This window comes from Flavobacterium pisciphilum, from assembly GCF_020905345.1.
Lineage (GTDB): Bacteria > Bacteroidota > Bacteroidia > Flavobacteriales > Flavobacteriaceae > Flavobacterium > Flavobacterium pisciphilum.
Genome location: NZ_JAJJMO010000001.1, coordinates 769,640 through 796,341, shown reverse-complemented (window position 1 = coordinate 796,341; position 26,702 = coordinate 769,640). Strand labels below are relative to the sequence as shown.

The following is a 26,702-nucleotide window of genomic DNA, read 5'->3' as shown; positions in this document are numbered from 1 at the left end:
CATGTTTTATTGGTTTTTTAGTTGAAAATTATCTTTTAAAAGATAACTCGATTAGTCAATTTGTAAACAACGTTTCCAGTTTAAACCATCAAACTCCATTACATCTTTTGGGCCTATGGACCACATGATTCCGTCGGCAGCACTTAGGTGATAACAAGTCCGTGGAACCTCGTCTCCAAAGTCAATAGGTTCGAGTTTGCCATCTACGAGTTGATAGACGAAATGAGAGGAGGATACATATAATTTTCCATTGAAAATTTCCATACCCCAAAGATCTTCTGTGGTACTTTCATGCTTAATTATTTCCCATTGATTATCACGTCCACGAAGTAAGGTTCCGAGCTGACCACAGGCATAAGCAAAACCATCTGGTGCACAGCGAACTTTATAGAGTGCCAAGTTAGTTGGACTATTCTGTTGGGTGAAAAGAGAACCATCATACTTCCATATTTCACCTTCCCAACCAACAGTATAAATTTCCTGTTCGTTGAATCCATCGATAGATTCAAAGCTGGTGTCAGTAATTGGAGTATCACCAATTTGAGCACTCTGGTCAATGCATCTCCATAGATTTTCGTCCTCACGAACATAGGCTTGGCGACATGTTCCTACAGCATAGGCTCGACCATTAGCAATGCCACGGATTTCGCGAAGAGGACCACGCTTCTTTGGATCGATTCCGGAGTTTGCGATAGGTGCCTCTTCCTTTACTACGCCACCACCACTGGCTCTTACTGATCCATCAGTGCCCAGTGCTAAGTAGCGTTCGGCAGGTATATGGCAGACCGTTCCAGAGCAGCCAAGCCACGGCACTGTGCCGGCATACCAGGTTTTACGGTCTAGAGTGTACATTATTGAATCGATATATCCCTCGCTGGTAGCTTCGTCGTGTGTAGTAATCAAATAGGACAAGTCTGAGTAGCGAACGACTCCAGTAGCTATGCTGAGTCCGCTGAATCGTGGATCTCTAGTGTCGTCCATGTTGATTTTCAGATTTAATTAAATTAACGACTGTATTACTCTTTATTATATGTTTAAGCTTCATTTTTTATAGGCTTTTTAATTAAAATTATCCTTTAAAAGATAATTCGATTAGTCAATTTGTAGGCAGCGTTTCCAGTTCACCCCATCAAACTCCATTACATCTTTGGATCCTATGGACCACATGATTCCGTTGGCTGCACTTAGGTGATAACAAGTCCGTGGAACCTCGTCCCCAAAGTCAATAGGTTCGAGTTTGCCATCTACGAGTTGATAGACGAAATGAGCAGACGACACATACAATTTCCCATCGAAAACCTCCATACCCCAAAGATCTTCGGTGGTGCTTTCATGCTTGATTACTTCCCATTGATTATCACGTCCACGAAGCAAGGTTCCGAGCTGACCGCAGGCATAAGTAAAACCATCTGGTGCACAGCGAACTTTATAGAGTGCTAGATCTGTTGGACTATTTTGTTGAGTGAAAAGAGAACCATCATATTTCCATATTTCACCTTCCCAACCAACAGTATAAATTTCTTGTTCGTTGAATCCATCGATAGATTCAAAGCTGGTGTCAGTAATTGGAGTATCACCAATTTGAGCACTCTGGTCAATGCATTTCCATTGATCTGCATCCTCACGGATATAGGCTTGGCGACAGGTTCCTACAGCATAGGCTCTACCGTTAGCAATACCACGGATTTCACGAAGAGGACCGCGTTTTCTTGGGTCTACTCCGCAGTTGGCAATTGCTTCTTCATTTTTAGTACCACCGCCACTGGCTTCGACTGATCCATCACTGCCCAACATGAGGTAACGTTCGGCAGGTATATGACAGACTGTTCCAGAACAGGCAAGCCATGGCACTACGCCAGCATATAGAGTTTCACGATATAGAGTAAAAAGTATCGAATCGCTATAACCTTCGCTGGTAGCTTGGTCGTGTGTGGCAATCAAATAACAAAGGTCTGAGTGGCGAACGACTCCGGTAGCAATGCTGAGTCCGTTAAATCTTGGATCTTTAGTATCCATGTTGGTATTCGTATTTAATTAGATTAACGACTGTATTACTCCTCAGTATTGTATATTCAAACTTCATGTTCTATTGGTTTCTAGTTAAAAATTATCATCTAAAAATAAGAAAATATTGACTATACACACAATTTTAATTTAAATTATTAGCATAATTTTCAGGCAATACTATCCTTCAATATATCAATTTGAATAAAGAAAAACTTAAATAAATCTTCTAACAATGCTGTATTTGTAGAGAATATATAATGCTATGGGGGAAAAAATGTTATATCGATTGCCTATTAGATTCTTGATATCTGTAAATGTTATAAATCAAATAGGGAATAGGACCATACGATATAGTTTTACTATGCTAAAATTTGTATCACAAAACAAAAAATATTTAATACCGATATGTTTCCTACTCAAATACCCCAAGATAAAACAGGCATGCTGATGATTCCGGACATATCTGGTTTTACAGATTTTGTTATAAGTACCAATATGTTTATTGGAAAATACATAACTGAGAATCTCCTGAAATCAATAGTTGATAGTAACAACCTTTCACTTGAAGTTTCTGAGATTGAAGGTGATGCCGTATTGTTTTATAAATACCGCCAGATTCCCTCTTTTGACGATACAATAGCTCAGATTGTAGTAATGTATAACAACTTTAAAAAGGAAGTAACAAGGCTATCGTTGCAACTTGCAATGGAAATTCCTTTGTCATTAAAAATTATTGTGCACTATGGTACTTTTACTAAATATAAAATTGGAAGGTTTGAGAAACTTTATGGAGCTCCAGTTGTGGAAGCTCACAAAATGCTCAAAAATCATATTGCCAAATTTCCGCCGTATGCTTTATTCTCAGATGCATTTTTAAAAATCAATTTTGAACAACCTGCTGAATCAACTTTTGAATATGATAATTGCGAGAATTGTATGTACCTGCCAGAAATTGGTTATATACATTATTTGTAATTGGTATTATAGTTTTTTTACACTAGTTGAAATATTTAGTAAAATGGTTAATCAGTAAATCTCATAAAATAAACCAGAATATTGTAAAACTGGTACTGAACAAATTGCCTAATTTTATAATTGTTTTCTAAGTTTATTATATAGAGGTTTAAATAAAATATAAAAGATGGAAGGTTTGGAAAAAAAATTATTGAATAGGAATATAAAACCAACATCAGTAAGGTTGTTAATATTCAAGACGATGACTGAATTTGAAAAAGCATTTAGTCTAACTGATCTGGAGACAGAATTAGTTACAGTTAATAAATCAACCATTTTTAGAACTTTGAGCTTGTTTCATGAAAATTTACTTATTCATAGTATTGACGATGGTTCTGGTTCGATGAAATATTCGATTTGTATGGAGTCTTGTATGTGTACGCTTGGCGAGTTACATGTTCATTTTAATTGTAACCGTTGTCATAATACATATTGCCTCGAAAGTATCTCTATACCACCCATGCAACTTCCTGAAAAATTCTTATTAGAAAGTGTCAATTTTGTAATGAAAGGGATTTGCGAAAAATGTTCTAAGTTTTTTTAATATTCGTAATATGATGAGATTCTTTGATTTATTTTGGTTTCATTACTAAAATCCAAAATAAAACTGCAGTATTACATTTGCAACCAAGTTCCCAAAACAGACCAATAACTTTGTCATAGAATTAAAAAATAATTAGATATGTCAAAGCAATGTTGTAGTACAGATGTTTATTTAAAACCTCAAAAAAAAGAGGGACATCAACATAAGTATGATGCTCAAGGAAATCAGTTGTGTTGTTTAAAAACGGAAAAAGAATATACTAAAACAGGAGTTGAAGTACTCTTGGAAGAAAAAAGTTGCTCAGAAGAAAAACACGACCACGATCATCATGACCATGACCACAATCATGGGAAAAATAAGAAAAAAGAAGGTCATCATGATCATAGTCACGACCATGATCACGACCACAGCCATGATCTTGAAGATAAAACTGTATTTCAGTTATTTTTACCAGCTGTTATATCATTAGTTTTATTACTAACGGGCATCGGATTAGATAATTATTTCCCGCAGGATTGGTTCACTAACTGGGTAAGATTGGGATGGTATGTAGTGGCATATATTCCGGTTGGATTACCAGTAATTAAAGAAGCTATTGAGAGTATTCGTTACAAAGATTTTTTCTCAGAGTTTTTTTTGATGGTTATTGCTACAATGGGAGCTTTTGCTATAGGAGAATATCCCGAAGCTGTAGCTGTTATGTTATTTTATGCTGTGGGAGAAGTGTTTCAAACACTTGCAGTATCACGAGCTAAAGGAAACATTAAGGCTTTATTAGACCAACGTCCAGATGAAGTTACCATACTGCAAGGAGATAAATTGGTGGTTATAAAAGCAGAAGATGCAAAAATTGGAGATATTATCCAGTTAAAGCCAGGAGAGAAATTAGGACTTGACGGGGAACTCATCTCTGAAAGTGCTTCTTATAATACTGCAGCTCTCACAGGAGAAAGCAAACCAGATACCAAATCAAAAGGAGAAACGGTATTGGCGGGTATGATTAATCTAAATACCGTAAGTCAGGTAAGGGTAACCGTAGCCTATTCAGATAGTAAATTAAGTAAGATATTAGAGCTGGTACAGGATGCAACTGCTCAAAAAGCACCTACAGAATTGTTCATTCGTAAGTTTGCCAAGGTATATACACCTATAATAGTGTTTCTTTCAATTGCTATTACATTGTTGCCAGCTCTTTTTGTTGCTAATTATGTGTTTAGTGAGTGGTTATATAGAGCATTAGTATTTCTAGTTATTTCATGTCCTTGTGCGTTGGTAATCTCTATTCCCTTGGGATATTTTGGAGGTATTGGAGCAGCAAGTCATAATGGAATACTGTTTAAAGGATCCAATTTCTTGGATATTCTTGCCAATGTTCAGAACGTAGTTATTGATAAAACAGGAACAATGACAGAAGGTGTCTTTAAAGTTCAAGAAGTATTAATAAAACCTGAATTTGATAAAGACGAAATACTTAAAATGGTAAATGCTTTGGAAAGTCAGAGTACACATCCAGTCGCTTCAGCCATTCATAACTATGTTGGAGAAATAGATAATAGCATTAAACTATTAGATACTGAGGAAATAGCTGGATATGGGCTTAAATCTACTGTGAACGGAAAAGAATTATTGGTTGGTAATTTTAAATTACTTGATAAATTTAATGTCAGTCATGATGCTAATACTGGAAGCATTGTGTACACAGTAATTGCCATTTCTTATGACAGAAAATTTGTTGGTTACCTTACAATTTCAGATAGTATTAAAGTGGATGCAAAAATTGCAATTGATAAATTGCATAGTATGAATATTAGAGTCACCATGCTTAGTGGCGATAAAAGTGCAGTTGTAGAGCATGTTGCAACACAATTAGGAATTGACAATGCATACGGAGATTTACTCCCAGAAGATAAGGTGAATAAGGTGAAAGAAATCAAGAACCGTGCTGGCAGTGTAGCATTTGTGGGTGATGGAGTAAACGATGCACCAGTAATTGCTTTAAGTGATGCAGGGATTGCAATGGGAGGTTTAGGAAGTGATGCTGCTATCGAAACTGCCGATGTAGTGATACAAGACGATATGCCTTCAAAAATTGCAATGGCAATAAATATAGGAAAGCAAACCAAAAAAATAGTTTGGCAAAACATCATTTTAGCATTTTCTATAAAAGCTATCGTTTTGATTCTTGGAGCAGGTGGACTTGCTACTATGTGGGAAGCAGTGTTTGCTGATGTAGGAGTGGCGTTATTGGCAATACTTAATGCAGTTCGAATCCAAAGAATGAAATTTTAAAAGATAGGATTGTCAGTTGTTCATACATTGATTTAGAGCATTAAAAACTTAAAGAAGATTAATAGCCTAGTGATTCAATCAGTAAATGTCACAAATCTAATAAGGAATAGTATAAGAAAGTTGAGAGTTAATGAACTTAAATTTGCAGTATAATTAACATTAATATCAATAAAAATGGAAAAGATAAATATTCAATTCAAAACAACTTTAAATTGTGGTGCTTGTGTAGCAAAAGTAAAATCTGATTTAGATAATACGGAAGGCATTGGCGAATGGAACGTAGACACTGATAATAGTGATAAAATCCTCACAGTTCAATCAGAAGGTATTACAGAAGATGAAATAGTTGCAATCATAAAGAGTAAAGGCTTCAAAGCTGAACCTATAAAATAATTGAGTTATATATGAATAAGTTAAAGATACTATTACTTGGAGGAACTGTATGTATTACAATGTTAACTGCTTGTAATAATTCAGGAAAGAAGCAAGAATCAACAGATATGAGTACGCATCAACATAAAAATGAAGAAAGCAATTATGCTTGTCCGATGCATCCTGAAGTAACAGGAAAAAAAGAAGAAAAATGCTCTAAATGTGGAATGGAATTAGAACCGTTAGCAACAGAAAAAACAGAAGGTTTTGATGTTAAATTATCTAGTAATCCTGAAATCATTCAGGCAGGTAAAGAAACGAAACTTTCTATTTCAATTACTGAGGGTAGTAAAAATGCTACATTGGATGTTGTACACGAAATGAAGATGCATCTTTTGGTTGTGAATGAAGAACTGACTTGGTTTGACCATGTTCATCCAGAGGAACAAGCGGATGGTACTTATAGTATTTCTGAAACATTTCCTGCTGGTGGAAAATATCTTTTATTTACTGACTATAAACCGATAGGGGCTTCAAATGAAGTTAAATTACTAGAAGTTGATGTAAAAGGCGCTCCTTTAAATGTACCAAAAATTACAACAGAAAAGTTTGTTTCTAAAGTTGATAATTATACTGTTACGTTGACTAATGGAAATGATTTTAAGACGGATAGAGGACAAAAATTAAAATTTACTGTTGAAAAAGAGGGTAAGAAACTCAATGAAAAAGACATTCAACAATATCTTGGAGCAAGTGCTCATATTGTAATGATTGCTAAAGAGACAAAAGATTTTCTTCATATTCACCCTATATCAGATAAAAATTTCCCTATTTATGCTGAGACACAAGTTAAAAAAGCAGGTCTTTACAGAATGTGGGTACAATTTAAAATTGATGGGGTAATTCATACGGCAGATTTTACTGTAAATGTATTACAAGGAACTAAGTCAGCAAGTGATAACCATGATAGTCACGACCACCATTAAGAGTGTGTCAACCTTCATGTTGAATACGTAAAGTTGAGTTATTAGTGAGTTCTATTTGGTTAATAGATAATTGAATTCAAAAAAAAGAGGTTACTTCACAAGTTGTGAGGTAGCCTTTTTTTATATTTTATGATGTAATTCCTTTTAGTTAAGATTATTTATTTAATTAAAGAGCGTTCACCTAAATCTTCTATTAAGCTACTAAAATCAATGTTGTTTTAGTTGGATTTTTCTTACGTAAAAAAAATAAAATAAAAAGATTCATAACAGCATCGAAATAGGGATTGTCAGGGTTATTAATAATTATATCTTTAGACTTAAAACGCTTTAATTTTATTAATATAAAAGAGGGATTTTATCTTAGGTCTATGCTTTTTAGAATACTGTTTATTAATTAAAAAGTAATTAATAAACATTTGAATTATAGTGTTTTATTTAAAATGTGTTTTGAAGGAATGTGTTCTGTTTTCTAGCTTATTTGTAATTTAATTTAGCAGTTGCAACTGAACCAAAACAATAAATAATATTTTATTATTTAATGATTCTATGGTAAAATTAGGGAGTAGTAATGGAATTAAAATTCTATCTAAATAATGTATTGTAGGAATTCTTTATGAAAAAATTAAAAAGAGTGTAATTTATAGATGGTATATTGCATTACGATAACGAACTGTTTTTTTGTATTAGATGCAAAAGAATTCGTAATAATTAAATTTGACTAGAATGAGATTGAGATTGAGGAGAAAACCAAAAATGACCTTAAAGCTTTATTTTGAAAAAAACTTTAAGGATAAAAAATTATGGAAATTTAATAGAGAGAATGTAGAGTTACTGGTAGAATTGGTGAATTTGGTTCGCCCAAAAAAAATAAAAAAAACAACTGTTGTTGATTTATCAGAATTGATTGACCTTCTTAAGGAAAATCAAAATTATCGTGATGGACTGATGGATTGTGTTAGTGCGCATCTTGAAAAGAAGAAGTTCAATAAAATTCTTTCTGATGCGGGGATTCTTCAGAATGCTAATTTCTTTTATGAGGTACGTAAGCGACTATTTGCCAAATTTATTCCGGAACAACCCGAAAAAGACACATTGCAATTTATACTAAATCAAGTATTCTTTGTTAAGACAGATCCGTTATGGATTAAGAAAATACCACAGGAACAAATTTGGGAGTTGTACTCATTGTTGGAGTTTCGTTCTATTTATGAAACTAGTGATGAGAAATCAGCACTTACCGAACTCGTCTTTGCGATGGAGGTTATTACCTACCGTATATGTGGATGTGCCATGGAATCAGATGTAATTCAGATGGTACCTGAATATGAGAATTTTGAAAGTCCCTTTCTTGCTTTTCAACGAGAGTTATTGCTAATAAGTGAAAAGCTGATTGAATCTAGTGAGAATTTTATACATCCGGATGATTTAGGTTACAAACAATTGATTATCCTGCACAAGCAGTGTACTGATTATATAGAAACAGCCTTTAAAAACAGTAATAAATTTGGAATTTCATTACGAGTTAATCAAAGCTTGTTACGAATCCGTCAGCAACTTCTTCGCCTTAAATCGCTATTACCACTTTTGGTACAGACTGAAGAGGAAGATGCTGACAAGAATACTATTTCACTTTCTTATTTATTGATTAAATACAATTGTGATAAAAATAATATAGACAAACTAATCAGTGAGAGTACCCAACTTCTATCATACGAAATAACGCAGCATACTGCCAATACGGGAGAACATTATATTACAAGTAGCCGCAAGGAATATTATAAAATGTTTTATTCAGCCGCAGGCGGAGGTTTTATCGTAGGGATACTGTGTATTATTAAACTGTTATTAGGAAAAGTAAATGCTAGTGGATTTGGGCATATATTTTTATATAGCATGAACTATTCGATAGGATTTATTATAATTTATATCCTCGGATTTACATTAGCAACAAAACAACCTGCAATGACCGCTTCTGCACTGGTAAGGGCTTTACAGGAAGGATTCAAACATAAAGATCAAGACAAGAATGAATATAAGTACAAGGAGTTTGCTATATTTTTTGCGCGAGTATTCCGTTCACAGTTTATTGCATTTGTAGGGAATGTTCTTGTAGCTTTTCCAGTTTCATTACTTGGAATATGGCTTATTGACGAAGTATTTCATTATAATATTGCTAAAGAAAAATGGCCAGTTTTGATTAATGATTTGAATCCGATTTATTCAGCAGCAATTTTTCATGCTGCCATAGCAGGAGTTTTTCTGTTTTTATCTGGGATTATTGCTGGAAGTATTGCCAATCGAGACAAACACAATCACATTTACTATCGTATTCAAGAGCATCCCTTGCTTAAGTTGAGTTTAGGAAAAAAAATGACTAAAAAGTTGGCCTCACTGTATGAAAAAAAATGGGCAGGAATCATATCTAATTTCTGGTTTGGTATTTTTATGGGAAGTACAGTTTTTGTTGGAATATTCTTTGGATTAAATATTGATATCAGACACATTACTTTTGCTAGTGGAAACTTTGCCATGGGGTTATATGGTGCGGATTTTTATATTACTGAATGGATGTTTTTCTGGTCAGTTTTAGGTATCGGAATTATTGGTTTAGTGAATTTCATTGTTAGTTTTAGTTTGTCATTAGGACTTGCGTTTCGTTCTCGAAACATTCCGATTTCAGAATTAAAACAGGTGACAAGTGCAATCTTTAGGTATTTCCTAAGTAAGCCTTCGCATTTCTTTTTTCCACCAAAGAATAATATTTCATAATAGTATTAGTAATCAGCCGTACCAACAGTTGTTTTATAGAGGTTATTCAAATTGCATAATTTTAAAATAGAATTTATTAAAGCTTAAAAAATAAAAATGGAAATTAATACTTTAGAAAAAGTTGAAATTGATAGTATAGTTGAGGTGTTAAATGCATCATTTTCAGATTATATTGTGCCTCTACAACTTAATTCAGAACAATTAAAGGCCAAGATTGTTGCCGAAAACATAAAATTAGATTTATCAATAGGGGTTTTCTCATCAGATAAATTAGTTGGCTTTATGCTGCATGCCGTGAATGAGTTTGATGGACAATTAATTGCTTATAACGCTGCAACAGGAGTTATTCCTGATTATAGAGGACAAGGTTTAGTCACTAAAATGTATGATTATTTACTACCTAAATTAAAAGACTTAGGTGTAAAAGAAATGGTGCTAGAAGTAATTGTAGGCAACAATGCTGCAATTCGAGCTTATGAAAAAATGAACTATAAAATTCATAGAACTGTTAATTGTTATGGAGGACCTATTGAAATAACAAATCAAAAAAGTATTGCAACAATTAAAGAGTTAGAAGATTTTCAATGGAATACTTTTACTTCTTTTTGGTCTATAGAACCTACTTGGCAAAATACAATTAAGAGCTTAGACAATAGTAAGGAACGTTGTTGTATTTTGGAGGCTTATATAAAAAATGAGCCTGTAGGTTATATGGTCTACAATCGTATGACACAACGAATTTTACAAATTGCTGTAGCCGCTAACCATAGACGTAATGGAGTAGGGGCACAATTGGTAAATAAGATGTTAGAAACAATAAATTCTAAGGAAGTATCTATGAACAATGTTGATGATAATTCGCTAGAAACAAATGCTTTTTTAAAGAATTTAGGGCTCTTAAATAAGGTGTCACAGTTTGAAATGAAAAGAAAAATTTAAGAGAGTTTACTATAATTCTGGACTGATAAATATTTAAATAAAAAAGGGGGACTACAAGTACCCCTTTCTTTATTATAATCTAATGCTTCTCATGTCCACGCCCGTGTCCATTTCCATTTCCATTTCCGTGTTCACGTTTATTTTCATTATTGTAATATTCTTTGTTATTCCCTTTACCTGGCTTCTGACCAATAGTTTTTTGTGGTTTCCCTCTATAATCTTTACCATATTTTCCTTTATGAATTTTATAATTATCATAAGGTGAGTTGCCTCGGTAGTCGGTAAGAACAACTTTATATTCGTTATAAAGATCATAATTTCGATAAGCTCGGGGTAAATTTCTAGTTCTTATCCATCTTCCATTATTAATATAAATGTAATTGGATGTATTGATGTCATAATACATTTCAAGGTTTGGTAAGTAATAATAGCGTACATCTGTATAGCCTGCAGGTCCCCATGATGGTGGAGAACCAATATTAACATTGACCGAAACTTGAGCATGTAAAGCACTTGCTGTAATAAAAACCATTCCTATAAAAAAATATTTTAATGATTTCATGATTTCAATTTTTATTAGATTAATAATGATTTGTAAAACAAAAATCGAACCTAAAATTATTTTTCACAAAAATTTAGCATAATGGGAATAACAAATGGGCTTTGCCTATTTATTAAATGATTATTCATCATAATAAGATACTAGCAGTATTTTACTTTAAGTGGATTAATGAAGATGTAGAGGCTTGCAGTTCATAAATGAATTTGAAAACCTCATGTATTATTTTATAATGATATAAAAGCAGAAGAATATTATTTTGTACTCTAAAAGAGTCACTTAAGCAAAATGAAAGATTGCAATTAAAACAACAAAACCTTTTGTTTTTGGTTTCATTGTAATTCTATAGTTAGCTGTTAATGTTGCTACCTGAAGGTTTGAATTGGTATTTTTAGAATAAACCTAAATTTTTTGCTTTTTCAATTAGATCTTTATCACTTCCTTTCCCATGTAGAAGCTGGTCTTTAATACTAGCTTTTCTCTTTTCTATGGCACTCATAGAAAGAGGGATATAATTAGGAAGATTAACTGTTTTAACACCTTGAGAAATTAAAAGTAATATTTGATTATCATGATTATCCCAATTTATATTTTTTTTGAATAAATCTCTTTGTGATTCTATTATAGTTTCACTTTGGACTATTTCTCCTTCTAGAATTCTTTTGCAAATAAGAGGAAACAATTCAAAATTAATATCGCTTTTTGATATCAAGCCTTCAGGTTTTACTCCTTTTATTATTTTATCAACAGTTAATGGTTCACTATGCATAGTAAGAAGAACTATTTTACAGTTTTTAAATTTTTCTCTAATTAGTAGAGCCAAATCTATACCATTATTAATATTAAGTTTTTTGAAAGGGGGGAGATTAATATCCAATAGAGCAAAATCAATATTCTTGTTTTGCCTTGATTCATGAAGTATTTTATTGTGCGCATCTTCGCAATTATGGCTTTTTATAAAGACTGGTACTTCTTTTTGAAACTCGTTATCAGATAAAAGGTTTACATAACCATCCACAGTCATTGGGTGATCATCTACAATCAAAATGTTAAGACTCATATAATTATAATTCTATGTTAAAACAAATCTAATAAATATTACGGACTTACCGTACAATTTTATAAAATCATATTATTATTATACTATTAATTAAAATTTAAAGAGCCTTACTCATGTAAATAAAAATGAAATATTATGGACTTACCGTACTTTGGTTTTAAAGGCTTTGTAAGAGATCTTATGAGCTTATTAACAATTGGTTATGTTTTAATCTTTTATTCATAACAAGTGAAATATTACGGATTTACCGTACATTTTAATTTCAATATAGCTGTTTTTTTGCTGTAATAATAATCAGCTAAAATTTATGTTATGAAAAACAAATTGTTTATTTCTGGATTACTACTTTTTATTTCTTTATTAACGACTTCATGTACAAATGATGATTACGAAATTCCAGAAACCAATAATAGCTCGTTAAAAGTTATGTCAAAGGAGGAATTGAAAATGAATCTGAATAAAAAAATGGATTCAAAAGTAAAAGATTCTATAAACGAGACAAATGTTTCAAAAAGTAATGTTACAGTCGAGACTGAAGGTGATCCAATTATCGTTATACCACCCAGAAAGAATTAATTTTTTCATTATTTTCCGAAATATAGATTATTTCATTTATTCTTAAATTTTACATTGTTTTTATTTCAAAACGTTATATTTGAAATTGTAAAATAATACTTAGACTTTGAGAACTTCTTTAAAAATAATTTCTTTATTTCTTGTCCTGATAATTTTTTCATGTAAAAATACGGAACCATCGAATAGTGAAATAAAAACATCTATATCTTTTAGTAGCAGGTATTTAGAAGGTTCTAAAAAAGAAAAGCATTTAGATTCCATATTTAATTTGCTAAATGTAAAAAAGAATGATTCTGTCATTAGAAATCTGTATTTCAGTTTATCGACAGAGTACTACTATAATAAAAATCTGAACAAATCTTTAGCAGCGAGTTTGAGGGCACTTAAATTATCGAAAGAGGTTAATGATAAAGAAGGAATTGCGAAGGCATTGTATTATATTGGAGATGGTTATGGTAATGTAAAAAAAGACAGTGCTTATTTTTATTATTTACAAGCAGAAAAATTATATTATAAATTATCAGATTATGATAATGCGGCAAGGATGTTATTTAATAAAGCGCGTGTTTTATTTTATGATGGAAATTATATAGAATGTGAAGTAGAAATTTCTAAAGCCTTGCAGTATTTAAAAGAATCAAAAGATCAGCGATTACTTTATTCTTGTAATGCATTAATGGGTAATTGCCTAGAGAAGTTGACTAATTATGATAAGGCGTTGTGGTATCACCAAATGGCTTTAAATAATTTAGAAAAGATAAAACCAAATGATATAGATAAAGATGAGTTAAATAACTATAACGTAGCGTCTACTATTAATATTTGTAATCTATATGATTTAAAAGGTGAATATTCAAAATCTATTGAAAAGTTGCAAGGTTTATTATCAAAAGATTTAGAAGAAAAATGGCCAAGATTATATGCAAATGTACTTAGTAATCTAGCCTATTCTAAGATGAAGAATGGACAATATCATAATGTCTATTCAATGTTTACAAAATCATTAAAAATTTTAGAAAAGAATGGGGATGAATCTGATATTCTATATAAAAAAATTCATATTGGGGAATATTTTTTAACTCAAAAAGATACTTTAAAAGCATTTCAGATACTTAAGGAAGCAAATCAATTAGCAATTAGAATTAAGAATAGTAATGAAGTATTAACGACGTTAAAATTACTTTCTACTTTAGACAAAAAGAATAGTTTATTTTATACAAATTATTATATCAAGGTAAGTGATAGTATAAATACAGTACAAAAAAATGCTCACGATAAGTATGCGAGAATCGAATATGAAACTTCGATAATTGAAGACGAAAATAAGGTTTTAACTAAAAAAAATCTATACATATTAATCATTTCATTTTTGCTATTATTTTTATTTTTAATCATTCTTGTTTTAAGATATTCAAAATATAAAAATAAGGAGTTACAGTTCTTGATTAAACAGAAAAAAGCAAATGAAGAGATTTACTTATTGTTGATTGAACAAAATGAAAAGATAAATATAGCAAGAGAAAATGAAAAAACTAAAATCGCTAGAGAATTGCATGATGGGATAATGAACAAGATTTATGGAATTCGTATGAATCTGGGGTTTTTTAATTCTAAAATTGATGAACTAACGATTGAAAAGCGCAAAAGTTATATAGCAGAATTGCAAAATGTGGAAAATGAAATCAGAATGATATCGCACGAATTAAACCAAAATGCTTTTTTTACTGGAAATGATTTTAATACGTTGCTAACGAATTTAGTCGATAATCAGAAAGATTTTAGTTCTACAAAGTTTAATTGCGTTATTGATAATTCTATAGATTGGAGTACTATTCAAAATATTTATAAAATAAATATTTACCGTATAATTCAGGAATCAATTTTGAATGTTAATAAATATGCAAAAGCAAATAATTGCGAAATTAAAATTCAAAAAGTTAAAAATAATTTTTTGAAATTAAGCATTATTGATGATGGTGACGGATTTTATGTTGAAGCTTCTAAAACGGGTATTGGATTAAATAATATGAAAGAGCGAGCTATTTCATTAAAAGGAAAATTTAAAATCAAATCAAAAAAAGGAAAAGGAACAAAAATAATAGTTATTTTTAATCCAGATTCTATAGTAATAGATGCCTTAGAATAGTTTTTTTGTCTTTTGTATAAAGAATTATAAACTTCTTTAAACCAACGGAATACTTTATATTGTTATTACTTAATAGCAATTTGAATCACTAGGCTTACAAATATTCATCTTGTATTTTCTCTCTTAAATAAGTTTTTTAATGACTTATATACTATGCTGTAAATTTTCTTAAAATTGCTATCAAAACCTTCCAATTGAAAGTAGGTAAATAGTTAGAAATAAACTGTCTGAGGCTATGGATTACGATATTTGAGATTTATCAAATAAACCCGTAATTATTAGAGCAAAAGTCCGTATTTTTTTTTTCAAAGCATTATTATTTTAGCCGCAGTTTTATTAAGTCTGTGGCTTTTAAAACATGCAATCATCTAAACATGTTTTTTGTGTTTTACGATTAATTGATTGTCAACAAAATTGCAGGTTGCAAACAATGTTTGAAAAAGCAATGAATATAATTTTGATTTTTAAAATGCTTTATGAGTTTGATTTACATCTATTATTCTTATATATCTGAAGATAATTCTGAAAATTTATTTAAAAATGAATTGCCAAAATTTTCATCTAAGTATCAAAATAAAATAAAGAAATATAAAAGATGGCAAGATGCACAATTATCACTTTTAGGAAGGCTACTATTATTTAAAGCAATTGAGGAGATTTACAAATACAAACCTAATAAGAAAGAGATATTAGAAACAAAATTTAACAAGCCCTATTTTAAAGATAGTTCAATTCAGTTTAATATCTCACATTCAGGAGAAATAGTTGTTTGCGCATTATGTGAAGAAAACCAGATAGGGATCGATATTGAAATGATAGTAGATATTGAAATAGAAGATTTTAAAAGCCAGATGACAGAAAACGAATGGCTAAGAGTTATTTTGTCTGATACTATAAAGGAAACATTTTTTGATTATTGGACACAAAAAGAAGCCGTTATAAAAACACATGGTCATGGATTATCAATACCGTTGCAAACATTTGAGATTTTAGAAAGTAAAACTACAATTAATGAAAAGACTTTTTTTCTAAAAGAAGCGGAAATTGATAAGAAGTATAAATGTTACATTTCTTCAGATCAGGATATTGAAGTGCTTTGTATAAAAAAATATGGTTAAAATGTATTTTGTTTTTAATAGACCAGATTAGAAGTATTAGTTGTAAAAAGTGTGATTCATCTATTTATTTTCATTATTAAAATTTTAGAAACAAAGCAACAATCAGAAGAATTTTACCGAGTATTAATCATTTTAAATTAAAAGTATGAGTACGAGAATTTTAATTATAGGTGCGTGTGGTCAAATAGGTACTGAACTCACTTTAAGATTGAGACAAATTTATGGTATCGAAAATGTTATTGCTTCAGATGTTATAAGACCAGATAATGATATTGTTAATCATGGATATTTTGAAATTATCGATGCGCTCAATATTGAACAGATTGAATATTATGTTGATAAATATGCCATAGAAGAGATCTATTTATTATCTGCTTTATTGTCTGCATCAGCCGAGAAAGCAAATGCACTTGCATGGGATTTAAATATGAATTCGCTTTTTAATATTCTTAATTTAGGAAAAGAAAAAAAAGTAAAAAGAATATTTTGGCCTTCCAGTATTGCTGTTTTTGGAAGTAATACACCACGTGAAAAAACTACACAATATACTATCATGGAACCTTCTACAGTATATGGAATAAGTAAACAGACAGGGGAGAGATGGTGTGAATATTATCACAAAACCTTTGGAGTAGATGTTAGAAGCCTGAGATTTCCGGGAATAATAAGCTGGTCAGCGCCGCCAGGTGGAGGAACAACGGATTATGCTGTAGATATTTTTCACTCAGCTATTAAGCAACAAAAATATGAATGCTTTTTATCTGCTGAAACAAAATTACCAATGATGTATATTGATGATGCTATTGATGCCATAATCGATATAATGCGTGCACCGAATGATTTGGTAAAAATTCGGTCCTCTTATAATTTATCCGCGATGAGTTTTAGTCCTAATGAAATAGCTGCTGAAATTAAAAAGCACATTCCTGACTTTAAGATAACATACAAAGAGAATGATTTTCGCCAAATAATTGCAGATAGCTGGCCAGACAGCATTGATGATAGCTGTGCAAGGTTAGACTGGAATTGGCAAAATAAATTTGATTTGCCAAGCATGACTTTAGAGATGTTAGAAAAATTGGAAGCTACTGTTCAAAATCAGATATTATTATAGTAAATAAGGGGTGTTATTTAGTTTTAAAAATCAAAATGCTATCTTGAAAATGCATTTATAACTAATGAGATTTGCTTAAAATAATGAATAAATAAATTGCATAACAAGAGTGATTTTAATATGTCATAAGCTATTAAATTCTATTTAATTTATAGAAATACTATGATATATCAATAAATATCGGATTTTGATAGGTTTCGTACTCAATTTGTATGGTTGTAAAGTGTTCATACAATTGAAATTAAGTCCGTAATTTTTATGTTAAAAATCCGTAATTTCTAAAGGAACCTTACTACTACTTTAGCAGAAACTTATTGCATTTGAAAATTAATATTTGAGATACAAAATTTAGCAATTAAGTGGTAAAACATCATTGCCTGATATTTTCTATATCTAAATTGTTTAAAGCCTAATGGTATAAAAAGAATTACAATAAATGGATCACATTAACGAAAAAATAGCTAAAGACTATTGGCAGAAAAAGGATGGCAGAATCGTGTACTCTGAAGAAAGTTTTTCAGGAAATCATTCGGTTAATTATATTACAATTGATGCTAATGTGCTTTCTTATTTCTATAAGCTGACATCAGAAAATAAAGTTGCAGAATTTACAGTGCTAATTGCGTTATATAACATATTGCTACAACGATATTTTAATGACTCTAATGTTTTGCATTTAAAAACACAATCATTTTCGACCAAGGCACCATTATTTTACGAGTTTCAGTTACTAGGTCAAAAAACAATAAAAGAATTTTTACAAGAAACCAAAAAAGAAGCTCAGGAGGTTTATAAATATACTCCTTATTATGATAATATTGTTACTGGACAAATATCAAATGTAGATTATATTCCTTTTGAGTTTAATTATGGAAAAGAGAATGAATTGTCTGCATCGAATTATGAATTTTCATTTGTAATAGAGAAGCTTAAAAATAAAGATTTAAAGCTTACATTATATTGTTCTGAAAAGTTTGCAGAAAATAATATGGCTATGCATTTCTTAAAGAACTTTGAAATATGGCTTGAAGAACTTGAAGAAAGTATTAACGCAGAGGCCTGTAAAATTTCTTTAATTTCTAAGAAAGAAGAAATGTTTTTGCTACATACTCTGAATAAAGAAAAACATGATTATGGCAATGTTTTATCGTTAATTGAAATTGTAGAAAAACAAGCGAATAAAACACCTGAAAATATTGCTGTTGTTTATAAAGAAACAACGCTTACTTATAAACTTTTAAATGAGCACGCCAATCAGCTTTCTGATTATCTTTTAAAACAAGATATTTCTGCAAGAGACTTTGTAGGAGTTAAAATGGAAAGGACTGAAAAGCTACTTATTTCTATTTTAGCAATTTTAAAAACAGGAGCCACATACGTTCCAATAGATGTTAATTACCCTGAAGAAAGAATTGCCTATATAGAAAAAGACAGTAATTGTAAATTAGTCATTGATGATATAGTTTATAATGATTTTCAAGTGAATCAAATCAATTATAGCAAAGAAAATCCGCTTTCTAATGTAAAAAAAGATGATTTAGCTTACATAATTTATACTTCAGGTACTACGGGTAATCCTAAAGGAGTAATGATCACTCATCAAAATGCTTTAGCCTTAATTTATTGGGCTCAAGATGAATTTAATCCTGAAAACTTTGACATTGTTTATGCTGCTACATCACATTGTTTTGATCTCTCAGTATATGAAATGTTTTATCCACTTTCAATTGGAAAAAAGATAAAAATATTACAAAATGCTTTAGAAATTGGTGCAGAATTAACAAAAGACCGTAAGATTTTATTGAATACAGTTCCATCAAGTATTCGGAATATTTTAGGTGAAGGTTTTAGCCTAGAAAACGTTAGTGTTATCAATCTTGCAGGTGAACCTTTTACAGTAGATATTGCTAAAAAATTATTGCAAACTAATGCCGAGATCAGGAATTTATATGGTCCGTCAGAAGATACAACCTATAGCACCTCTTACCAGTTATCTTCTGAAAAAATATATCAAACCATTCCTATTGGAAAACCTATTGCAAATACTCAGGCCTATATTTTGGATGAAGAGCTGCAATTAGTACCTGCCGGAATTATTGGAAAATTATATCTTTCAGGTGATGGAATTGCTAAAGGTTACCTAAATAAGTCGGAGCTAAGCTCAGTAAAATTTATCGATAATCCTTTTAATGAAGGACAAAAAATGTATGATACTGGTGACTTAGTAAAATGGTTGCCAGATGGGAATCTTGCTTTTTTTGGGAGAAAAGATCATCAGATAAAACTTAGGGGCTATCGTATAGAACTGGAAGAAATAGAGAATAGTATATCTTCATTTTCTGAAAATATAATACAAACGGTTGTTGCCGTTAGAAAAAGTAATAACGAAGACATTTTAGTTGCATATTACACTGGACATGAGAATGTAGATAAAATAGATTTAAGAAAGCATTTGGAGAAACAGCTTCCAGTGTATATGATTCCGTCTTTTTTTATAAAAATAGAAAAGATACCATTAACGCCTAATGGGAAAATAAATAAAGAGGCTCTAGCTGAAATATCAGAAAGCATTATTGTTAAAAAAGAATATGTATCACCTGTTGATGATCTGGATAAAACACTGGTTCAAATCTGGGAACAAACTTTAGGAATTTCGCCTATAGGAATGAATGATCATTTCTTTGAATTGGGTGGACATAGTTTAATGATCTCACAAATTATTAATGCAATTTATAAAGAACTTAATAAAAGCGTTTCTTATAAAGTTTTCTACACTAACCCAACTATAAGTGAATTAAAAAAGACATTGAATAAACAGGAATATTTACCAATTCCTTTAGCTTCTTATTCAGAGTCCTATCCATTGACTCATTCTCAAAAGAGATTGTGGCTGTTAAGTCAGTTAGATGGCGGGAATGAAGCATACCAAATTTCAGGTGCAGTATCATTAAAAGGAAAGGTTAATGCTGATAATTTTACTGAAGCATTTATTAAAGTAGTCGCACATCATGAAATTCTGAGAACCTTTTTCATGAAGGATGAAGAAGGGGAAGTAAAACAATATATTGTTCCAAATGATGAATTTCATTTTACGATAGAAAAGGATGATTTCTCTAATCAGGAGCTGCCATATGAGCATGTAAAAGAATATATAGAAGAAAAAGAAAAACAAAGCTATAATCTTGCTGAAGCGCCTTTATTCAGAACTTCATTATTAAAGACAGCTGCTAATGATTATGTGTTTTATTTATCAATTCATCATCTTATCAGTGACGGATGGTCGTTGAAAGTATTAACCGCACAAGTTTTAGAATGTTATGAAACCTTACAGGCTGGAGGTTCTATTGCATTGCCTGAGCATCCTGTTCAGTTTAAAGATTACACACTATGGCTAGAGGATCAACAGAAAAAAGATGCCTTTCAGACTGCAGAAAAATATTGGCTTAAACAATTTGAAGAACTAGCACCAGTACTTCAATTACCAGGCTACACTAATCGTCCTGTTGTAAAAACATATACAGGAAGTCAGTTTCGTTGTACTTTTTCAACAGAATTGCTTACGGAATTAAAAGAACTTTCTAAGAGTTCTCAGGTTACACTTTTTACGGTGTTAATGACTGGAATAAAAACATTATTATCAAGATACAGCAATCAGAACGATATTGTTATCGGAACTCCAATAGCAGGGAGAGAGCATCCAGATTTGGAACATCAGATTGGTTTGTACATCAATACGCTTGCAATACGAACATTACTAGATCAAAAGGAAGGATTTTCATCATTATTGCAACGAGAAGGGAAGCAGCTTTTAGAAGCTTATGAGTACCAGGGCTTTCCATTTGATGCTTTAGTAGAACAATTGAAAATCTCAAGAGATACTTCGAGGTCTCCTCTGTTTGATATCATGGTTGTATTGCAAAATCAACATCAGGTATCCAATTTTGCAAATAATAATTCTTCTGATATGATTATGGAAGAATTCGAAATCAGTAGCAATGTTTCCCCATTTGATATTGTTTTCACTTTTACAGAAAAAGAATCACTTCACTTAGAAATTCTTTACAATACAGCTATTTATACAACTGAATTTATAGAGGGTATATCTTGGCACTTAGAGAATCTGTTTCAGCAGGTAGTACAAAAACCAGAAATGCTGTTGGAGGAAATTGAATTAGTTTCTGAAAGTGAAAAAGAAACGTTACTCCATACATTCAATAATACAGATTCTGTTTTTGATACTGATGTAACTGTAATAGATCATTTCTTATCTCAAGTACAGCGAACACCTCAAAAATTGGTTGTTATAGAGGATGATAAAACTTTGAGTTATATCGAATTAGATGAATTGTCTAATAGACTAGCTAATTATCTTATTCAGAAATATAGACTAGCTCCTAAAAGTCTAGTTGCCGTTAAATTAGATCGAGGCGAACGTCTAATTATATCCTTATTAGGTGTTCTAAAAACCGGTGCCGCATACGTACCTATTGATATGAATTATCCTGAAAATAGAATTAAGGATATTTTGGAAGATGTTGATGCAACAGTAGTAATAGACGATGCATTTTTAGATGATTTTTATTGTAGTGAAACATCGCCTTTACAACCCGAAATAAAAACTGTAAGTACTGATTTGGCTTATGTAATCTATACTTCTGGTTCTACAGGAAAACCAAAGGGAGTGATGATTACGCATCAAAGTTTGGTGAATTTGTGTCTTTGGCATATTGAAGCCTATAATGTTGATGCAACTAGTAGAGGGACCTTATTTTCTGGAATTGGATTTGATGCTTCAGTTTGGGAAATCTATCCGTATTTGATATCAGGAGCTGCGCTTTATCCAATTAAAAAAGAAGCAATCCGTCTTAATACACAAATGTTAGCGTCTTTTTTACATGAGAACGAAATTACCCATGCTTATTTGCCTTCAAAAATCTGCCAAGATATTATGGCAGATGATAGCTTAGAATTATCGACTATTATAGTTACTGGTGGAGAACGTTTGAATTATTCTGTAAATACTTCTTTACAGATATATAATAATTATGGACCAACAGAAAATACGGTTGTAACGACTTATTATGATTGTAAGCAAGCTTCAAAAGAAAAGGTATCTATTGGAAAACCAATAGCAAATACAAAAGTTTACATCTTATCTGAAAACTTAAAATTGCAACCAATCGGAGTCGCTGGGGAATTATGTGTTTCGGGAATAGGACTTTCAAAAGGGTATTTGCACCAACCAGATCTTACAGCAGAGAAGTTTATTCAAAACCCATTTAAAGCAGAAGAGAAACTATATAAAACAGGAGATTTAGCTCGATGGCTTCCTGATGGTACTCTTGAATTTATAGGAAGAAAAGACAATCAGGTAAAAATACGAGGTAATAGGGTTGAATTGGGCGAAATAGAACATGTCATTAGAGAATATGAGCCTGCAATTACAAATGCTTTGGTATTGGTTAAGGAAATAAATAATGAGCCAGCTATAATAGCTTATTACACAGCTACAGTAGATATTGAGAAAATAGCACTTAGAAATTATTTAAAAGAACATTTGGCAGACTATATGGTTCCTAGTTATTATGTTGTACTGGAAACATTATTGTTGAATGCAAATGGGAAGATAGATATTTCAAAACTGCCTACTATTTCGGAAGCAGATATCTTGAAAAAAGAATATGTTGCCCCAAGTAATGAAACAGAAGCAAAGATTGCTATAATCTGGCAAGAACTTTTGGGACATAATAAAATAGGTATTACAGACGATTTCTTTGAACTTGGAGGGCATAGTTTGTTGTTAACCAAACTCTTAAACGAATACCAGAAAATATTTAAAATAACAATTGATCTTAAAGCACTTTATACAAATACGAGCTTAAAAAGTCATGCTTTTCTTTTGAATGATTCTGTAGAAGAAGTGAACGAGATTGAAAAACTAGCCTATAGGGAGTGTTATGATTTATCTCCTTCGCAAATTAGATACTGGTTGCTTTATAAAATAAATGGGAAATCTAGAGAATTCAATATTTACAGTACGTTTGAATTACCAGATAATTTAAATGTTGTGGCTTTCGAATCGGCGTTTAATATCCTTTTGGAGCGTCATGAGATTTTAAGAAGTGTATTTGTCGAAAAAGCAGGTATTCCTCAACAAAGAATCATATCGCATTTGCCAGTCTCTATTCCGTTTTTTGAATCGGCAACAGAGATTAAGAATGATGTATTTGATTATGAATTTGATCTTGAAACCTATCCTTTGTTTAAAATTGCCATTTTAAAAGAAGATAAAACTCATAGATTGTATTTTAATATGCATCATAGTATTGGTGATGGTTGGTCTATGGGGATCATATCTAGAGATTTAATGGATATTTATACAGCAATATTAGCTGGTAATGCTGTAACACTTCCAGAATTATCTATACAGTATAAAGATTATGCACAATGGCAAAATAGGTTGCTGGAATCATCAGAAATTACTGTTCAGGAAAATTATTGGAAAGAACAGCTTAAAGGACCGCTAACATATCTTCAGCTACCATCAGATTATAATTCGAAGTTAAAGAAAGGAAATGCTTCTTCTTCCTATACGGTATATATTACAGAAGAAAAGAAGGCTAAAATAGAAGAACTGTCTAGGAAAAAAGGCGTTAGTACATTTGCAGTATTTGTGGCAACTCTAAAGATATTGTTGTTCAGACTTACCTCAGAAGAAGATATTGTTATTGGGATTCCTGTAGCAAATCGAAATCATTACCAATTAAAAGATCTTGTCGGTTGTTTTATAAATACACTGATGTTGAGGGATCAAGTAGATGGAAATATATCTTTTGAAATGTTTTTGAAACAGATTAATGAAACATTGATAAATGCTTTAGCACATCAAAACTATCCTTTTGAAAAGTTGCTGGATTTGATTAATGCTCCAAAAAATGACAATCGTTTCCCTCTAAGTCCAGTTTTTCTAAATATGGTTGACTTTGATGCAAAAGCACAGGAAGCAATTACTGAATTTAATCCAAGTCATGAAGTGTTTGAAGCAACACCAAAATTTGATATGGAATGTTATATAAAAAGTTTTGCGAATGGATATAGTATTAACTGTGTGTATGATCATGAACTCTTTAAAAAAGAAACGATTCAATATTGGATAAATGCTTATTTATCTATCATTGATCAGGTGGCAGTAAATGAAGAAAAACCACTACAATCAATAAAAATATTTGAAGAATTTATTGATCAAGAAGAAGACTTAATGCCAATTAATGATTTTAGATTTTTTGAAGCGAGTGAAATTCAACAAAGTATAGCACAACGATTTGAAAAACAAGTTGAACGTTTTCCAGATCATCAGGCGGTGGCTTCAAATAAAATTGAACTTACTTATAAAATGCTGAATAATTGTGCTAATCATTTGGCACGACAAATCAATGAAAAAGCAAATAACGAAACAAAACGAATAGCACTACTATTAAATCACAATGAAACGTGTGTAATAGGAATGCTGGGAGTGCTTAAAGCCGGCTATGCTTATGTGCCTATAGATCCTAATACTCCTTTGAGTAGAATTCAGTATATCATTGAAGACTCAGGATGTAACCAGTTGATATGTAATGATACTACTATAGAAACGGCTCAACAGTTGGAACAGGTATTACCAGAATTGTCAATTATAAAGTTGTCTAAAGATTATATTCTTCCTGAAATTTCTAATCCTGACAATGCCATAAATCCTTTAACAGAAGCCTATGTTTTGTATACATCAGGGTCTACAGGAATGCCAAAAGGAGTTTTGCAAAATCAAAAAAATGTACTTCATTTTATACGAATATATACTAATAATGTTCAGATTGGAGAAAATGATAATTTAAGTGTTTTCTCAACCTATACGTTTGATGCTTCTGTAAAAGACATTTATGGAGCCATTTTAAACGGTGGTAAAGTTAGCTTCTATGATATAGTTGAAAATGGACTTGACCAACTTTCAGCATGGTTGCTTGTTCAAAATATTACAATTATACACATGGTACCAACAATCTATAGAAATTTCTTAAAAGGATTGGAAGAAGGGTTGGTGTTACCTAAAGTAAGATTAGTGGATTTAGGAGGAGAATCATGTCATAAGTCAGATTTGGATTTATTTAAAAAATATTTCCTTGAAGGCGCTTTTTTAGTAAACGATTATGGACCTACAGAATCGACTATTGTAAGTCAAAAATTCCTAACGCACGCTTCACTACTAACAAGAAATAATATACCTCTGGGTAAAGCAGTAATAGAAACAGATGTTCTTTTATTAGATGAAAACAATCAATCGAGAGGTGTTTATCAAACTGGTGAAATTGTTTTCAAAAGTGATTATCTCTCATTAGGCTATTTAAACAGACAGGAGTTAACTGATAATGTTTTTATAACGGATCCGATAACAGGTGAGGGCAGGATTTATAAATCTGGAGATATAGGAAAGATGCTTCCTACTGGTGAGATTGAATTTATGCAGCGAAAAGATTCTCAGGTAAAAATAAATGGATTGCGAATAGAACTATCTGAAATTGAATATCAATTGGAGCAGATTGAGTTTATAAAAGAGGCAGTGGTTTTACTTAAAGAATTACAAGGAAATAATTACATAACAGCATATATAAGATTAACAGAGGTTTTGGATGTAACCAATATCAAAACGCTTTTAGGACAAATATTACCTAAATATATGATTCCGACAATTTATATAGCTATGGATGAATTTCCGTTGACACGAACTGGGAAAATAGAAAGAAAGGCATTACCCAATCCAACTATTTCTGATTTGAAAACGGTGCCTTATGTAGCTCCTAAAAATGATATAGAATATGAATTGGTGAAAATTTGGGCCGAAGTTCTTAAACTCGAACCAGAGGTAATAGGAACTGAGGATAATTTCTTTGAATTGGGTGGGAATAGTTTACAAGCTGTTGTTCTAATTAATAAAATCAATAAAATATACAATACGATGTTTTCTATAACAAATTTATATGAAACACTAAATATACAGGGTTTGTCAGTTTTATTGAATTTTTATGTTGTTCAAAAACAAGAGTTCGATACTGTACTTCAGGAGGAAGATCAAGATGAAATTATCTTATAAAAAACTTTCAAAAAAGAAAATTCAATAATTAAAGGAAAAATAAAAATGCAAATCTGGTAATACCAGATTTAAACAATTTTTT

16 protein-coding genes are annotated in these 26,702 nt (G+C 31.2%); 12 read left to right on the top strand and 4 right to left on the bottom strand.

The window, feature by feature from the left end; translation table 11 throughout:
• Positions 1-51 precede the first annotated feature (51 nt).
• Complete coding sequence (locus tag LNQ49_RS02930) at positions 52-981, bottom strand: beta propeller repeat protein (protein WP_229987286.1); 930 nt, start codon at positions 979-981, stop codon at positions 52-54.
• A gap of 111 nt (positions 982-1,092) precedes the next feature.
• The gene (locus LNQ49_RS02925; RefSeq protein WP_229987285.1) at positions 1,093-2,016 is read right to left on the bottom strand and encodes a beta propeller repeat protein; all 924 of its coding nucleotides are present in this window, start codon (positions 2,014-2,016) and stop codon (positions 1,093-1,095) included.
• A 396-nt stretch (positions 2,017-2,412) separates the two neighbouring features.
• On the opposite strand from LNQ49_RS02925, the gene LNQ49_RS02920 reads away from it, so the two are divergent.
• The 7 genes from LNQ49_RS02920 to LNQ49_RS02890 all read left to right on the top strand — a co-directional run bounded on the left by LNQ49_RS02920 (position 2,413) and on the right by LNQ49_RS02890 (position 10,920).
• A complete protein-coding gene (locus LNQ49_RS02920; protein WP_229987284.1) occupies positions 2,413-2,982 on the top strand; it encodes a DUF2652 domain-containing protein in 570 nt (189 codons plus the stop codon).
• Between the two features lie 166 nt (positions 2,983-3,148).
• Entirely contained in the window at positions 3,149-3,565 is a 417-nt protein-coding gene (locus tag LNQ49_RS02915) for a Fur family transcriptional regulator (protein WP_229987283.1), read from the top strand.
• Positions 3,566-3,703: 138 nt separating this feature from the next.
• Complete coding sequence (locus LNQ49_RS02910; RefSeq protein WP_229987282.1) at positions 3,704-5,854, top strand: heavy metal translocating P-type ATPase; 2,151 nt, start codon at positions 3,704-3,706, stop codon at positions 5,852-5,854.
• A 174-nt stretch (positions 5,855-6,028) separates the two neighbouring features.
• Positions 6,029-6,247, top strand: coding sequence for a heavy-metal-associated domain-containing protein (locus LNQ49_RS02905; protein WP_229987281.1), 219 nt, complete (start codon positions 6,029-6,031; stop codon positions 6,245-6,247).
• 11 nt (positions 6,248-6,258) lie between these two features.
• A complete protein-coding gene (locus tag LNQ49_RS02900; RefSeq protein ID WP_229987280.1) occupies positions 6,259-7,212 on the top strand; it encodes a heavy metal-binding domain-containing protein in 954 nt (317 codons plus the stop codon).
• 753 nt (positions 7,213-7,965) lie between these two features.
• Positions 7,966-9,981 (top strand): site-specific recombinase, encoded by a 2,016-nt coding sequence (locus LNQ49_RS02895; protein ID WP_229987279.1) that lies wholly within the window; start codon positions 7,966-7,968, stop codon positions 9,979-9,981.
• Between the two features lie 96 nt (positions 9,982-10,077).
• Positions 10,078-10,920, top strand: a complete 843-nt coding sequence (locus LNQ49_RS02890; protein ID WP_229987278.1) for a GNAT family N-acetyltransferase — start codon at positions 10,078-10,080, stop codon at positions 10,918-10,920.
• A 79-nt stretch (positions 10,921-10,999) separates the two neighbouring features.
• Here LNQ49_RS02890 and LNQ49_RS02885 read toward each other — a convergent pair whose 3' ends face one another.
• Together LNQ49_RS02885 and LNQ49_RS02880 are read right to left on the bottom strand one after the other, a co-directional pair.
• Positions 11,000-11,482, bottom strand: coding sequence for a hypothetical protein (locus LNQ49_RS02885; protein WP_229987277.1), 483 nt, complete (start codon positions 11,480-11,482; stop codon positions 11,000-11,002).
• Between the two features lie 388 nt (positions 11,483-11,870).
• Positions 11,871-12,539 (bottom strand): response regulator, encoded by a 669-nt coding sequence (locus LNQ49_RS02880; protein WP_229987276.1) that lies wholly within the window; start codon positions 12,537-12,539, stop codon positions 11,871-11,873.
• A 312-nt stretch (positions 12,540-12,851) separates the two neighbouring features.
• Here LNQ49_RS02880 and LNQ49_RS02875 point away from each other — a divergent pair, with 312 nt between their 5' ends.
• The 5 genes from LNQ49_RS02875 to LNQ49_RS02855 all read left to right on the top strand — a co-directional run bounded on the left by LNQ49_RS02875 (position 12,852) and on the right by LNQ49_RS02855 (position 26,620).
• Complete coding sequence (locus LNQ49_RS02875; RefSeq protein ID WP_229987275.1) at positions 12,852-13,115, top strand: hypothetical protein; 264 nt, start codon at positions 12,852-12,854, stop codon at positions 13,113-13,115.
• 373 nt (positions 13,116-13,488) lie between these two features.
• On the top strand, positions 13,489-15,261 hold the full coding sequence (locus LNQ49_RS02870) for a tetratricopeptide repeat-containing sensor histidine kinase (protein WP_229987274.1): 1,773 nt from the start codon (positions 13,489-13,491) through the stop codon (positions 15,259-15,261).
• 476 nt (positions 15,262-15,737) lie between these two features.
• Positions 15,738-16,379: a 4'-phosphopantetheinyl transferase family protein gene (locus LNQ49_RS02865; RefSeq protein WP_229987273.1), complete on the top strand. Its 642-nt coding sequence runs from the start codon at positions 15,738-15,740 to the stop codon at positions 16,377-16,379.
• A 145-nt stretch (positions 16,380-16,524) separates the two neighbouring features.
• On the top strand, positions 16,525-17,493 hold the full coding sequence (locus tag LNQ49_RS02860; protein WP_229987272.1) for an NAD-dependent epimerase/dehydratase family protein: 969 nt from the start codon (positions 16,525-16,527) through the stop codon (positions 17,491-17,493).
• Positions 17,494-17,929: 436 nt separating this feature from the next.
• Positions 17,930-26,620, top strand: coding sequence for a non-ribosomal peptide synthetase (locus LNQ49_RS02855; protein WP_229987271.1), 8,691 nt, complete (start codon positions 17,930-17,932; stop codon positions 26,618-26,620).
• Positions 26,621-26,702 lie beyond the last annotated feature (82 nt).